The organism is Flavobacteriales bacterium (assembly GCA_021739695.1).
Lineage (GTDB): Bacteria > Bacteroidota > Bacteroidia > UBA10329 > UBA10329 > UBA10329.
The window spans coordinates 39134-52529 of the sequence record JAIPBM010000001.1; the positions used below are offsets into that span (position 1 = coordinate 39134).

Here is a 13396-nt window from a genome sequence, read left to right on the forward strand (position 1 = left end):
GAAAGTTCTCAAATCCAGCTTTTTCTAATTGGCTATCTTTGCCGCTTATCTTTTAACCACTTCAATGGAGGATAAGAAGTATGTTCCTGGAGAATTGTTATCCAAAGTAAACGTTCCGGCCGACCTTAGAAAACTAAAGGAAGACCAGTTGGAACAGTTTTGTGCTGAACTCCGACAGTACATTATAGATGTGGTGTCTGTAAATGGCGGTCATTTTGGTGCCAGCCTTGGCGTTGTTGAAATGACCACTGCTATTCATTATGTATTCAATACACCGAGCGATCAATTGGTGTGGGACGTTGGCCATCAAGCTTATGGCCACAAGATCATTACGGGAAGGAGAGATAATTTTCACACAAACAGAAAGTATAATGGCATAAGCGGTTTCCCTAAAAGGAAAGAAAGCGAATACGATACTTTTGGCGTTGGTCACTCTAGCACATCCATCTCAGCCGCGCTCGGAATGGCTGTCGGTTCAAGACACAATGGAGATGCCCGGAAGCAACACATAGCTGTAATTGGCGATGGTGCTATGACTGGCGGGATGGCATTTGAAGCCTTGAACCATGCTGGCGTAGAGAATGCCAATCTTTTGGTCATTCTGAACGACAACTGCATGAGCATCGACCCAAACGTTGGTGCACTGAAAGAATATCTCACCGATATTACTACTTCGCCTACCTACAATAAGGTGAGAGATGAGGTTTGGAATTTGCTTGGTATGATCAGCAAATTCGGTCCGAATGCACAGGAAATCGCTTCCAAGATTGAGAATGGAATTAAGAGTACACTTCTCAAGCAAAGCAATCTTTTTGAGTCGCTCAATTTCAGGTATTTCGGCCCAATTGATGGGCATGATGTGAACCATATGGTTCGTGTGATGAAGGATCTGAAAGACATTCCTGGTCCTAAGATTCTACACTGCCTTACCGTTAAAGGCAAGGGTTATGAGTTGGCGGAACAAGATCAGACCAAATGGCATGCACCAGGTCTTTTTAATAAGGACACTGGAGAAATAAAGAAGGTAAAACCAGAACAACCAGAACCTGCCAGATATCAGGATGTTTTTGGGAACACTATGGTTGAGTTGGCCAAAATGAACGAAAAGATCGTAGGTGTCACTCCGGCCATGCCTTCTGGCTGCTCGCTGAATATCATGATGAAAGCAATGCCTGACCGTGCTTTCGATGTAGGAATTGCAGAGCAGCATGCTGTCACGTTCTCAGCAGGAATGGCCACGCAAGGTTTGGTGCCATTCTGCAATATTTACTCAACATTCATGCAACGAGCCTATGATCAGGTTATTCATGATGTAGCCCTGCAGAACCTGAATGTCGTTTTCTGCCTTGATAGAGGCGGACTTGTTGGCGCTGACGGTGCTACTCATCATGGTGCTTTTGATATTGCCTACATGCGTTGCATACCAAACATCAAGGTCGCATCACCTATGAATGAAGAGGAATTGCGCAATATGATGTACTCCTCTCAATTGGAAGATGCAGGTGTTTGGTCAATTCGTTATCCTCGCGGTAATGGTGTGTTGGAAGAATGGGAAACTCCATTCCAACAGATTGAAGTTGGGAAAGGAAGAAAAATAGCAGACGGCACAGACTTGGCCGTGCTCAGTTTCGGTCATGTAGGGAATTATGTGATTGATGCAAACAGGGAATTGATCGCGCGAGGAATTTCTATTGCGCATTATGACATGCGTTTCGCCAAACCATTGGATGAGGAGATGTTGCATGATGTGTTTCAAAAATTCAATAAGGTTATTACGATTGAAGATGGTTGCCTAACAGGCGGTTTCGGTAGTGCCATCATTGAATTCATGGCAGATAACGGCTATGCATCGCAAGTGCAACGTTTGGGTATTCCTGACCGTTTTATCGATCATGGTTCGCAAAAAGAACTTCACGTTGAGTGTGGTTATTACCATAACGATATCGTTGAAGCAGCTACTAAACTTGTCGGACTCAATGAAAAAGCAGCTGCTAGCTAAGTTGCTTAGAGCTTCACTGATCCTGTTGGTTGCATGCCTTGGCACCACAAGATCGTTTTCGCAGAGATTGGCCGTTGGTGCCGACAAGGGAACGAACAACCACGTATTGTATGTTGAGTTTGGCGGTGCTGGGTATTACTACACGGTAAATTATGAACGGCTTCTATTAAGCAAGAACAAATTGGCGCTGTTCGCTAGAGTTGGTCTCGAATATATTCCATTTGGCAGAGCAGATAAACTCATTCATTTCCCTGTTGGAGGTAATCTGACATTTGGCAATAAAAAACACCGCTTAGAAGCAGGAATGGCTGCTCTATTCAGAATAGATTTTGACCCAGGAGTTGGTTTTGGAGAAGGTTTTTACCTGACGAATCCGCCAACAAGAATCTTTCTTTGTCCTTCAGTTGGCTATCGGTTTCATGCTAAACCGAATGAATGGGGCGAAACGTTCTTTCTCCGAGCCACGTTCACGCCAATTATTGGTATGGACGTGTTTCAAGACAAGCCGTACTTCTTACCACACGCAGGTATAAGCATAGGCCGCACGTGGAATAATCCTAATCGGAAAGGCCGTTAATTTTCGGCACCTGATTTAAGCCGTTCAAGAAATTGCTGACGCTCTTGTAACGGGAGCGAATTCAGTTCTTGTTGCAATTTATTCTGCTTAGTAGCGACCGATTTCGTTTTTACTTTTCGTTCCTTAGGAGAGTCGCTTCTTACCAATGAATTGCTCAACTTCCTTAACTGAGCTTCAAGCGTCCGTACGGCTGAAACATTCTTCTTCAACGAAAGACGAATCTCTTTTAACGATTCCTCCAGTTGCTCAATTTGGTCCACATTTTTTTGTTCCATAGTGTCCTTCTTTCGAATCTTTCTACAAATGTAATAATGCAGAAGGAAGTATAATATCGGTAAAGATCATAGACGATTCTCAACCAGACCGAATAAAACGAATCCCCTTTCAAACAAAAAAAGCCCCTGTCATTCGACAAGGGCCTTAACTAGAAGCGTTATTCTTGGCAGATCAGCTTCCACACATTTCACATCCTTCCGGATTATCTAAAGAACAAGTTATCTGAGCCTGAGCTTCTACCATATTCGTTGGTTGAACATTAGAAGAAGCACTAGGTCGTGTTATCATCACAGGCGTTGCCAACTCTGCAGGTTTCGCTGCAACCGGACTAGCTGGTGCTTTACTCATTTCCTCTGTTGATCTATTTTCTGTGGTGTTGGCAGTTGGCTCGGTCTTAGCCTCTTTGCTGACCGTGAACTGAATTGCAGATGCCGCGGCTTGAGTTCTCAAATAGTACATTCCGGTTTTCAGACCTGCTTTCCAAGCATAAAAGTGCATGGACGTAAGCTTTCCGAAATTCGGGTTCTGCATAAAGAGGTTCAAGCTTTGACTTTGATCGATGAAGGCACCGCGGTCTGCAGCCATATCGATAATGTCTTTCATACTTAGCTCCCAGATGGTTCTGTAAAGCTGACGGATGTTTGCTGGAATCTCTTCAATGTTCTGAACAGAGCCGTTGGCAGCAATCAGTTTATTCTTCATGTCATCATTCCACAGACCCAATTTCACAAGATCTTTAAGAAGATGCTTGTTCACAACCACGAACTCTCCAGAAAGAACTCGTCTTGTGTAGATGTTTGAGTGGTAAGGCTCAAAACATTCGTTGTTCCCAAGAATCTGCGAAGTGGAAGCCGTTGGCATTGGAGCTACGAGCAACGAGTTGCGTACACCGTATTTCTTCACTTCTTCTTTCAAAACATCCCATTCCCAACGATTGGTTGGAGTAACGCCCCACATATCATATTGGAAAATACCTTGAGAAACAGGTGATCCAGGATAGCTTTCATAATGTCCGAATTCCTTTGCTTGATCTTTCGAACAGGTCATCGCTGCGTAATAGATCGTTTCGAAGATGTCCTTGTTAAGTTGTTTGGCCTCTTCAGAATCGAATGGCAAACGCAATTTGATGAAGGCATCAGCCAAACCTTGAACGCCAAGACCGATTGGACGATGACGCATGTTTGAATTGCGTGCTTCGATTACCGGATAGTAGTTGCGATCAATGATCTTATTTAGATTCCGAGTAGCCACGTAAGTGATGTCGAACAATTTCTGATGGTCGAATTCACCTTCTGAAGTAACAAATTTCGGAAGCGCGATAGAAGCGAGATTACAAACCGCAACTTCGTCTGGTGCGGTGTATTCAATGATCTCCGTACACAGATTCGAAGACTTGATCGTACCTAAGTTCTGCTGGTTCGATTTTCTGTTAGCAGCATCTTTGTAGAGCATGTAAGGTGTTCCGGTCTCAATTTGAGATTCCATGATGTGGAACCACAGATCTTGAGCTTTCACCACTTTACGTGCCTTACCTTCTCTTTCATATTCTTCGTAAAGCGCTTCGAATTTCGGTCCCCAGCAATCTCCTAATCCCGGAGCTTCGTTCGGGCAGAAAAGTGACCAATCACCACCAGTTTCAACTCGCTTCATGAACAGATCTGGAATCCACATGGCATAGAAAAGGTCTCTTGCTCTGTTCTCTTCTTTTCCGTGGTTTTTCTTCAGATCCAAGAAATCGTACACATCAGCATGCCATGGCTCTAAGTAAATAGCGAACGAACCTTTACGTTTGCCGCCACCTTGATCTACATATCGAGCTGTATCGTTGAACACTCGCAACATCGGAACGATTCCGTTTGATGTTCCATTGGTGCCTTTGATGTAAGAACCTGTTGCACGGATATTGTGCATGCTAAGGCCGATTCCTCCGGCAGATTGCGAAATCTTAGCGCACTGCTTTAGTGTGTCGTAAATACCATCGATACTGTCGTCCTGCATTTGCAACAGGAAGCAACTGCTCATTTGCGGCTTAGGTGTTCCAGCGTTGAAAAGTGTTGGAGTAGCGTGCGTAAACCATCTTTCTGAAAGCAGATTGTAGGTTTCGATGGCCGACTTCACATCTTCTTTATGAATACCAACGGCCACACGCATCAACATATGCTGAGGACGCTCTGTGATCTGATCGTTGGTTTTGAGCAGGTAACTTCTTTCCAAGGTTTTGAAACCGAAGAAATCATATCCGAAATCGCGGTCATAAATGATGGTTGAATCAAGAAGTGCAGCGTTTTCTTCGATGATCTTGTACACGTCATCAGCAATCAGCGAAGCCTTTTCCCCTGTCTTCGGATCGATGTATTCGTACAATTTCTTCATCGTTCTGGAGAACGATTTAAGGGTTGATTTGTGGAGATTGGAAACCGCAATTCGGCTTGCAAGCAACGCATAATCAGGATGTCTTACTGTGAAAGAAGCAGCTGTTTCAGCAGCCAATTCATCCAACTGTTGGGTTGTAACGCCTTCGTAAATTCCTTCAATGACACGCATTGCAACAGGAATCGGGTCAACGATCGGATCCAAACCGTAACACAGTTTTTGAATACGGGCAGTAACCTTATCAAACTTGATGGTTTCTTTTCTACCGTCTCTTTTTACAACAAACATGGGGAATAGGGTTTTGGCGGGTTAATTAATTCTGTATTCAGTACTATTAAAAATCTGCATCGGTGGTGAAGGAATGCTGTGCTGGGTCATTATTACCCATCACACCTGCCTTCTGATATTCTGAAACGCGTTTTTCAAAGAAGTTTGTTTTTCCTTGAAGTGAGATCATTTCCATGAAGTCGAACGGATTTGCTGAGTTGTATATTTTAGGACAACCCAATTCTCCCAATAAACGATCGGCCACAAACTCAATGTACTCGCACATCAGTTTGGCATTCATTCCGATCAATGCAACGGGGATAGCATCTGTCACAAATTCTTTTTCGTACTCAACGGCTTCTGAAATAATGGCCGTTACCTCTGCAACCGAAAGCTTGTTCTGAAGCTGGTTGTACAACATACAGGCAAAATCGCAATGCAAGCCTTCATCTCTAGAGATCAACTCGTTCGAGAACGCCAATCCTGGCATAAGACCTCGTTTTTTCAACCAGAAAATAGAGCAGAAACTACCTGAGAAGAAAATGCCTTCTACTGCTGCAAAAGCCACCAATCTCTGAGCGAAATTTCCGTTCTCGATCCATTTCATGGCCCAATCGGCCTTTTTGGCAACGCATGGTAGGTTTTCAATTGCGTTGAAAAGGAAATCCTTCTCCTTGTTGTCTTTGATGTACGTATCAATCAGCAGTGAGTAAGTCTCTGCGTGAATGTTTTCAATCGCAATTTGGAAACCGTAGAAACATCTTGCTTCTGGATATTGAACTTCATTGAGGAAGTTGATGGCTAAGTTTTCATTCACAATACCATCGCTGGCCGCGAAGAATGCCAACACATGTTTAATGAAGTGACGTTCGTCCTTGGTCAGTTTGTTTTCCCAATCGGTCATGTCTTGCTGAAGGTCGATTTCCTCAGCAGTCCAAAAGCTAGCTTCTGCTTGCTTGTACATGGCCCACATCTCCTTATGTCGGATAGGGAAAATGACAAACCGGTCGTTTGTTGATTCTAAAATTGGCTCAACTGGCAGCGAGGTTTTTTCTGGCAGAATTTCGGACAGATTGGTTGTTTGCTGAGTTGGTTGATCCATTTTTTTGTGTTTTTATTAGTTATTATCTACAGTTGGAAGAGGCCATTTTTAGGGGAAAAGATTCCCTTATAGGTCCTCGACCTAATTTTTTCAAATTGTCAAATCTCTTAAAACGTTGGTTGTAAGGGGGTTGAACTAACCTATGCCCTGACGACTTCCACTCCCCAAATTTTCAGAAAAAAGACCGCGGAGACAACCTTTAGTAATTAACAATCGGAGCTAGTTTTTAACATCGGTCTTATTAACCTAACGTTAATAAAAACTAATAACGCCTGTATCCCTTGCTATCACTGAATTGCTTGTTTGAAGGTGCTAAGTGTAACGCAAAATTGGTTGCGAAACTTAGCTTAAATGTTACGCGAATTTTACCCGAAAAGAGCTACGTGAAATGCGTAATTATCTTTTGTCTTCCGAATTCCGCAACTGGTCGATCATTTCCAGTTCTTCATACCAAGCAGTTCCGTACTTCCTTACCAAGGCCTCTTTTAAGAAACGAAAAAGCGGAACATTCAATTTAGACCCGCAGTCGCACGCAGGTTTGCAAATACTCCACTTGTTGTAATTAACCGCATCGTACTCTTTATACTCCGTGATCCTTACGGGATAGAGATGGCAGGAAATCGGTTTTTTAAAACTGATGGCACCTGCTTTTTCAGCCTTTTCAATGCCGCAGCTTACTAACCCATTTTCATCCGTAAGCGCAAATGCGCAGCGACCATTCTCCAATAGTGCAGTTCCTTTGTCTCCATCAACATCAATCTCAAAAACACCTTTCTTGGCAATCATCTGTTTGCCTTCTTCATCTAAGAACGGAAGAATGTCATCAGTGATGTTTTCCAGAAGATCGATCTCCTCGTCAGTCAGAGGTGCTCCGGCATCGCCCTTTACACAACACGCACCTTTACAAGCGTTAAGGTCGCACACAAAATATTGCTCTAAAAGGTCTAACGAGACCAAGGTGTTCTGAATTGCTAGCATGGCTGCAAATGTATTGCTTGCATAATAATGCAGCACGCTTGTAAACCGAATAGAATATATTCGCCACGGATGAAAAAGAAGTTGACCGTTATCGGCACGCAGGATATGATCGATCTGCCCGAGTTCGATATCTATGAACTCGAATGCAAGATCGACACAGGAGCTTTTACCTCAACGATCCATTGCAGCAAAGTGGAAGTTGTGGATGCTGATGGCGTTCCGACACTGAATTTCTGTGTGCTTGATAGATTCCATCCGCAGTTCAACAATACGGTTCATTCGGTTACGGAGTTCAAAGAGAAGACGGTTCGGAGTTCAAACGGAGTTGCGGAAACGCGTTACGTTGTAAAAACGAAAGCCATTCTGTTCGGGAAAACGTATCCGATCACATTCACGCTCAGTAATCGGAAAAAGATGCGATTTCCTGTTTTGATCGGAAAGAAGTTCTTAAAGAACAGATTTGTGGTTGATGTTGCTCAGAAAGACCTTTCGTTTACCAAAAAGCAACACGATCTAAACTGATCAGAATTCCACAACTCGAAGCGTATCAAGGTCGAGCCGTTGCTTTAACCAAGCTTGCATCACCAGCTTATTCTTTTCTATATCGAGTTTGGATTCACCTGTTTTCCATCGCAACAAAAAGGTTGGAATGGTGTCCAGCTTCTTTCCATTCATCTCAATACTAACTGCATAGGCCATACGGTCTACTGCTGGATAGAGCGTTGAAATCTCCTTGTTCACCCCTTCAAACGGAATGGAGCTTTTCTGATATTGAACAACTTCACTTTCCAGCTCAGCGATCCGCGCATCCTTTGCATTGATCTGGTCTTCGTTTCTTTTGAAGAGATCTTCCAAAATTCCAACGCGCACCTCTTTCGAAAGTTTCCCCGCGATGTCTGTACTGATGTCTTTCGGTTGATGGATTGCAAGAATCGTGTTCTTGAGCCCTTTTTCGAGCATGATCGTTTCCAACTGCTGTTGTGTTTGATCGGCAATTGGCTCGCCCATTACAAATACGTCAATACGCGAAATGGTGTCGGTATAGGTTATCTTCTTGCTGAGGATCTCGGTTCCTTCGAAGCTAAGATTCTGAGCAATGAAGTTTTCTGCCTTACCTAGAAAAAGGGTCTCTTTTACTACTCCGTAGAAAATCCAAGCGCTTGGTAGAATTACCACGATCACAAATACGATCATGTAACGTTTTACCTTCTTTTCGATGTCGACATTCACAAAACTGACGAGTGGAAATTTGAGATACCGTACAATAATGAACGTAGAAAGCGCAATGAAAATGGAGTTGAGTGTGAAGAGATAAAAGGCTCCGAAAAAGAACGACCATTCGCCATTTGCAAGTCCATAACCAGCTGTGCAAAGCGGTGGCATCAGCGCAGTTGCAATTGCCACTCCAGGAATTACGTTTCCTCGCGTCCTTCGTGAAATGCCGATTATTCCCGCAAGTCCACCGAAAATAGCAATCAGCGCATCCAGAAATGTAGGACTTGTTCTGGCAAGTAATTCGGGTTGAGCTTCTCGCAATGGAGTGACAAGAAAATAAATGGTTGAGGTCATTAAAGCCACCACCACCATTACTCCAAAGTTTTTCAAGGCCCGTTTAAGTGTCTCCCAATCGTTGGTTCCTACAGAAAGACCAATGGCCAAAATCGGAGCCATCAATGGAGAGATAAGCATTGCTCCGATGATAACGGCCGTACTATTAAGGTTGAGTCCGATGCTGGCAATGAAAATGGAACAGATCAGAATCCAAACCACATATCCACGGAAAACCATGTCCTTTTTAATGGTTTCGATGGTTCCTTCTTGATCCATGTCGTCTCCAAGAAACATGGTGCTTCTTGCAAAATCGCGGAGCCCAACAAGCATTCTCAGAAACTTCACATTCACTCCAAGTTTGGGTTCTTCGGCAGAACTTGTGTTATCCTGTTTCCCTGAATCGGTTTTCTCTTCCATTTCGTGCTGAATTTCGCCTTGCTCGCCCTTCAATTTTTCTAGCTTTGCGGCCGTAAAATTACGCCATTCCAATTCAGCAAGTTAGATAGATGAACAACGAGGATCTTTTCAAGAATATAATCGGACACAGTAAAGAATACGGTTTCATTTTTCAGAGCAGCGAAATTTACGATGGTCTGAGCGCAGCTTACGATTACGCGCAAATGGGCGTTGAGTTGAAGAAGAACATCCGCGATTATTGGTGGAAAGCGATGGTTCAGCTGAACGAGAATATCGTTGGTTTGGATGCTGCCATTTTCATGCATCCAACTACTTGGAAAGCATCTGGCCACGTTGATGCGTTCAACGATCCATTGATTGATAATAAGGATAGCAAGAAACGCTACCGAGCCGATGTGTTGATTGAGGATTACATGGCCAAGATCGACCAGAAAATCCTGAAAGAGGTTGTGAAAGCTGCTAAGCGTTTCGGTGAATCGTTTGATGAAGATCAATTCATGGCTACAAACCCGAACGTGCTTCGAGATGTGGCTAAAAAGGAAGAGATCCGAAAACGTTTTGTAGAAGCGTTGGAAAACGATGATCTAGCAGATGTTCGTCAGATTATTATTGACCTTGAAATTGCTTGTCCTGTCTCAGGTTCGAAGAATTGGACCGAAGTGCGTCAGTTCAACCTGATGTTCGCTACCGAAATGGGCGCTATGGCTGAAGGAGCAAGCACCATTTATCTGCGACCAGAGACCGCGCAAGGAATTTTTGTCAATTACTTGAACGTGCAGAAAACCGGAAGGATGAAGATCCCCTTCGGAATTGCGCAGACAGGAAAGGCATTCAGAAACGAGATTGTTGCCCGTCAGTTCATTTTCAGAATGCGCGAGTTTGAACAAATGGAAATGCAATTCTTCGTGAAGCCAGGAACTGAGTTGGATTGGTTTGAACAGTGGAAAACCAAACGACTAGCATGGCATGAAGCAATGGGCTTGGGAAATGAGAAATACCGTTTCCATGCACACGATAAATTGGCGCATTATGCCAATGCCGCTTTCGATATTGAGTTCGATTTCCCATTCGGTTTCAAAGAATTGGAAGGAATTCACTCTCGTACTGATTTCGACCTTACTCAGCACGAAAAATTCTCAGGCAAGAAACTACAGTACTTCGACCCTGAAGAAAACAAGAGCTACGTTCCGTATGTGGTAGAAACCTCTATCGGATTGGATAGAACCGTTCTGGCTGTTCTTTCAGCGTCTTATCAAGAAGAAGAATTGGAAGGCGGAACATCTCGTGTTGTGTTGAAAATCCCACCATTCCTGGCTCCAGTTAAACTGGCCATTCTTCCTCTGGTGAAAAAAGACGGATTGCCAGAAAAGGCAATGGAGATCTTCAATCAGCTACGCTTCGACCACAACATTATTTACGAAGAGAAAGACAGTATCGGAAAACGATACCGCAGACAAGATGCCATTGGTACGCCATTCTGCATCACCATCGACCACGATACGCTGAACGACAATTCAGTCACGCTCCGCGACCGTGATACCATGCTTCAAGAGCGAGTTCCAATTGAAAAACTATCTCAGATAGTGGAAGAGAAGGTTGGAATGAAGAAGGTGCTGGAAAGCATAGGTTAGAGCAATGACATCAGTACTTTAGTTCTGATGAAACTGATCCGTATTTTTCTTCTTCTATTCGTTTCCGCTTCTACGTTCGGTCAAGATTTTGTCTGCTTCGAGTTCAATGAGCAAGCTCGAATCAGTTCAAATACTGGATTAAACTTAAGAGCCGAACCAAACAGTAGTTCTGAGGTCCTAGCGAAAATCCCTTTTTGGCAATTGGTTGACCTGTGTGGGCTTGCGTACGTGGCGGATACGATAAACGGGCTTATTGGAAATTGGACCAAGGTCAGGTATGGAGAAGTAAAGGGATATGTGTTTGATGCCTATCTGGTTCCGATAGACTCCTCTCATGTCAAGGATAAGGATTTCAGAATAATGCAAGAACAAGCATCCTGTTCTGCAATCAATTATGATCCATCCCTGTTCTGGTATGGTTTATACCGGTTTGCTAAGTACGATACAATTATCCCAGTTGAAATTGAGTTTGAACGGAATCATGTTGATTCTGACCCAAGAGAAGAAATAGGAGGAGTAAGGACCCAATATTCGGATTCTTTGTTTTCATATCTGCTGATTGGGTTTCGTGATTCTATTGAGGTAAATAGTGTGTTCAATGGCGGGATTTCACAGAAGACCCTGTATCCAGGACAAAGAATTTCTGTTTGGGCGCACACAGACAAATGTGAGGTTACAGACAAAACATCGGTGGATCTTATTGCTATCGGGGATGTTGAGGATGTTCAATATTGTCCGATAATAACTGGATATGATTTAAGACTTCGGAATCGTTGGGGTGAACCGCTTATTCAAGGGTTGGTAAAGTCGGTCAGCTATGCAGGAGAGTGTGGTATGCCAGCGATCTATTGGTTTGGAGACTTGGATGGGGATAAGCGACCAGATTTAGTACTTATGGGCGCAACGAATTCTAGGTACGATTTGCATTTGTTTTTAAGTACTCAAGCTAAGGGAAACGAGTTGGTAGGACTTGTCGATAAGTGGACAGCGTGTAACTGTCATTAGAGACAAACCTTAACCATTAAACTGGCTCATCACAAAGCCAAGTTCCATGGTGCCGAAAGCCTTGATGGCTTCAACGGCTTTTTCAATTTTCGGGTTGATGATGTCGAGGTCTTCCTTGGTCCATTCGCCAAGCACGTAATCCACTTGTTGGCCTTTACCGAAATCGTTTCCTACTCCAAAACGCAAACGCGGATAATCCTGTCGTCCAAGAACTTGGTTGATGCTTTTTAGTCCGTTATGACCACCATCGCTTCCTTTTGACCGAATGCGGATCATGCCTGTTTCCAAGGCAATATCATCTGTAATTATCAGAACCTTATCGATAGGAACCTTTGTTTCTGCCATCCAATACTGGACAGCTTTTCCGCTCAGATTCATGTAAGTGCTCGGTTTTACGAGTACAAAAGTTCGGCCTTTGTGTTTCACTTCGCACATATCGCCCAAACGGCTGGGCTTAAAACTAGAAGTGGACGCCTTAGCCAAGGCGTCCACTATCTTAAATCCTATGTTGTGACGGGTTTCGGCATACTCGCTGCCCATGTTCCCCAATCCAACAATGAGGTACTTCATATTTATTCAGCTGCTTCTGCTGGAGCTTCTCCACCTTCGGCAGGTGCCTCAGCACCATCAGTGCCAGCCTCTTCCTCATCGTTGTCTTCCACCATCGCACCACGTTTCATTCGAACCGCAACAATGATTTGACCTGGATCTGCAAGGAAAGTGACTCCTGGAATAGAAAGATCACCGATTTTGATTGCTTTTCCGATTCGTAGACCTGATATGTCAAGTTCAATTACGCTAGGCATTGCATCTGGCAAACCTTGAACTTTTACGTTTTTTCTTACTACTCGCAAACGACCACCTGAAAGAACACCACGTGCTTGTCCTTTAGTTAGGATAGGCAAGGTTGTTTTGATAGGACGTCCGGCCAATTCCTGAAAATCCACATGAATTATCCGGTCGCTAACTGGATGATATTGAATCGCCTTCATTATTACTGAATACACATCACCATCTACATCTAGATTGACGATATATTGGTCTGGTGTGTAAACCAATTTATTGAATGCACGCTCATCAATTTGAACGTGAACTTCTTCTTTACCTCCGTAGACGATGCATGGAACCAAGCCTGCGTTTCTAGCGGCTTTTGCATCGGCTTTCCCGAGGGACTTCCTTTTTGATCCTGATATTGAGATCGATTCCATTGTTAATTGTTT

At 43.6% G+C, this 13396-nt stretch carries 12 protein-coding genes; 5 read left to right on the plus strand and 7 right to left on the minus strand.

The features are described from left to right. Positions 1-64 precede the first annotated feature (64 nt). Positions 65-1999: a 1-deoxy-D-xylulose-5-phosphate synthase gene (gene dxs / locus K9J17_00130; GenBank protein ID MCF8275111.1), complete on the plus strand. Its 1935-nt coding sequence runs from the start codon at positions 65-67 to the stop codon at positions 1997-1999. After that, positions 1977-2576 (plus strand): hypothetical protein, encoded by a 600-nt coding sequence (locus tag K9J17_00135; GenBank protein MCF8275112.1) that lies wholly within the window; start codon positions 1977-1979, stop codon positions 2574-2576. The genes dxs and K9J17_00135 overlap by 23 nt, the downstream gene beginning before the upstream one ends. Here K9J17_00135 and K9J17_00140 read toward each other — a convergent pair. The 4 genes from K9J17_00140 to K9J17_00155 form a co-directional block, all read right to left on the minus strand. After that, positions 2573-2851, minus strand: coding sequence for a hypothetical protein (locus K9J17_00140; GenBank protein MCF8275113.1), 279 nt, complete (start codon positions 2849-2851; stop codon positions 2573-2575). The two genes, K9J17_00135 and K9J17_00140, sit on opposite strands and share 4 nt — an antisense overlap. Before the next feature lie 172 nt (positions 2852-3023). Then, positions 3024-5513, minus strand: a complete 2490-nt coding sequence (locus K9J17_00145; protein MCF8275114.1) for a ribonucleoside-diphosphate reductase subunit alpha — start codon at positions 5511-5513, stop codon at positions 3024-3026. A gap of 46 nt (positions 5514-5559) precedes the next feature. Further along, entirely contained in the window at positions 5560-6594 is a 1035-nt protein-coding gene (locus K9J17_00150; GenBank protein ID MCF8275115.1) for a ribonucleoside-diphosphate reductase small subunit, read from the minus strand. A gap of 396 nt (positions 6595-6990) precedes the next feature. Beyond that, positions 6991-7572, minus strand: coding sequence for a DUF3109 family protein (locus K9J17_00155; GenBank protein MCF8275116.1), 582 nt, complete (start codon positions 7570-7572; stop codon positions 6991-6993). A gap of 69 nt (positions 7573-7641) precedes the next feature. On the opposite strand from K9J17_00155, the gene K9J17_00160 reads away from it, so the two are divergent. Beyond that, positions 7642-8094, plus strand: a complete 453-nt coding sequence (locus tag K9J17_00160) for a RimK/LysX family protein (protein MCF8275117.1) — start codon at positions 7642-7644, stop codon at positions 8092-8094. Here the strand turns inward: K9J17_00160 and K9J17_00165 are convergent, their stop codons facing one another. Beyond that, positions 8095-9612, minus strand: a complete 1518-nt coding sequence (locus K9J17_00165) for a DUF389 domain-containing protein (protein MCF8275118.1) — start codon at positions 9610-9612, stop codon at positions 8095-8097. A 17-nt stretch (positions 9613-9629) separates the two neighbouring features. On the opposite strand from K9J17_00165, the gene K9J17_00170 reads away from it, so the two are divergent. Together K9J17_00170 and K9J17_00175 are read left to right on the plus strand one after the other, a co-directional pair. After that, entirely contained in the window at positions 9630-11171 is a 1542-nt protein-coding gene (locus tag K9J17_00170; protein MCF8275119.1) for a glycine--tRNA ligase, read from the plus strand. A 27-nt stretch (positions 11172-11198) separates the two neighbouring features. Next, positions 11199-12176: an SH3 domain-containing protein gene (locus tag K9J17_00175; GenBank protein ID MCF8275120.1), complete on the plus strand. Its 978-nt coding sequence runs from the start codon at positions 11199-11201 to the stop codon at positions 12174-12176. Positions 12177-12185: 9 nt separating this feature from the next. Here the strand turns inward: K9J17_00175 and pth are convergent, their stop codons facing one another. Both pth and K9J17_00185 read right to left on the minus strand, forming a co-directional pair. Beyond that, positions 12186-12746 carry an aminoacyl-tRNA hydrolase gene (pth, locus tag K9J17_00180; GenBank protein ID MCF8275121.1) on the minus strand — a complete coding sequence of 187 codons (561 nt, stop codon included), beginning with the start codon at positions 12744-12746 and terminating at the stop codon, positions 12186-12188. A gap of 2 nt (positions 12747-12748) precedes the next feature. Further along, on the minus strand, positions 12749-13384 hold the full coding sequence (locus tag K9J17_00185) for a 50S ribosomal protein L25 (protein MCF8275122.1): 636 nt from the start codon (positions 13382-13384) through the stop codon (positions 12749-12751). Positions 13385-13396 lie beyond the last annotated feature (12 nt).

Excerpts from the sequence above, each read along its gene's own strand:
- pth (MCF8275121.1), bottom strand. The coding sequence starts at position 12,746 with ATGAAGTACCTCATTGTTGGATTGGGGAACATGGGCAGCGAGTATGCC.
- dxs (MCF8275111.1), top strand. The coding sequence starts at position 65 with ATGGAGGATAAGAAGTATGTTCCTGGAGAATTGTTATCCAAAGTAAAC.
- K9J17_00175 (MCF8275120.1), top strand. The coding sequence starts at position 11,199 with ATGAAACTGATCCGTATTTTTCTTCTTCTATTCGTTTCCGCTTCTACG.
- K9J17_00140 (MCF8275113.1), bottom strand. The coding sequence starts at position 2,851 with ATGGAACAAAAAAATGTGGACCAAATTGAGCAACTGGAGGAATCGTTA.
- K9J17_00160 (MCF8275117.1), top strand. The coding sequence starts at position 7,642 with ATGAAAAAGAAGTTGACCGTTATCGGCACGCAGGATATGATCGATCTG.
- K9J17_00155 (MCF8275116.1), bottom strand. The coding sequence starts at position 7,572 with ATGCTAGCAATTCAGAACACCTTGGTCTCGTTAGACCTTTTAGAGCAA.
- K9J17_00170 (MCF8275119.1), top strand. The coding sequence starts at position 9,630 with ATGAACAACGAGGATCTTTTCAAGAATATAATCGGACACAGTAAAGAA.
- K9J17_00150 (MCF8275115.1), bottom strand. The coding sequence starts at position 6,594 with ATGGATCAACCAACTCAGCAAACAACCAATCTGTCCGAAATTCTGCCA.
- K9J17_00135 (MCF8275112.1), top strand. The coding sequence starts at position 1,977 with ATGAAAAAGCAGCTGCTAGCTAAGTTGCTTAGAGCTTCACTGATCCTG.
- K9J17_00185 (MCF8275122.1), bottom strand. The coding sequence starts at position 13,384 with ATGGAATCGATCTCAATATCAGGATCAAAAAGGAAGTCCCTCGGGAAA.
- K9J17_00145 (MCF8275114.1), bottom strand. The coding sequence starts at position 5,513 with ATGTTTGTTGTAAAAAGAGACGGTAGAAAAGAAACCATCAAGTTTGAT.